Below are 563 nucleotides of genomic sequence, written 5' to 3' on the forward strand. Positions count from 1 at the left end.
GCGTCGTGCCCATCGTCGACAGGCTGTAGAGAAGGCCGTGTCGCGCGGCAGCGCCCGCCACTGCGAGTTCGGCCCGGTCATGGAACATACGGGTAAGGCCGGTTGGCGACAGCATCAGCGGCCAGCGCGACGATTGCCCGAAGATCCTTGTTTCCGTCCGGATATTCGACACGTCGTTGAGGACGTCGGGAACCAGCTCGTACTGCGCGAATGCCGTCGCGTTCCGACGCAGCGACACCTCGTCATCCGCACCGCCGTCGATATAGTCGAAGATCGGTTGCGGCAGACGGCGACGGGCCATCAGGCGCAGGTCGGCAACGTTGTTTGCACGTTGAAGTCGCGTCATGATGCCTATGATCTTTCCGGCCTGATGTCCGCGCAGGACTGCGGCTTGGGATGCGAACGGCGACGCTTCCGTCCTGCGTGCCACCTTCGACGTTTGTGGAGCAATGAAGGCTAGGTGCGCCTCTGACGCGAGAAACGACAACGATTTCGCTGTGCCTGGAAGATGACAATTTGTGCATGCCGGCTTCCGTGTCGATTGCCGGTTCGATCGGTCTAGG

1 protein-coding gene is annotated in these 563 nt (G+C 61.6%); it reads right to left on the reverse strand.

All coding sequences use genetic code 11. The features are described 5' to 3' along the window. Positions 1–346 (reverse strand): alpha-hydroxy acid oxidase (locus AC0IYH_RS29135; RefSeq protein WP_471837486.1); only part of this gene is annotated, 346 nt, incomplete at its 3' end. Positions 347–563 lie beyond the last annotated feature (217 nt).

Source organism: Pseudomonas sp. AC463, from assembly GCF_979253585.1.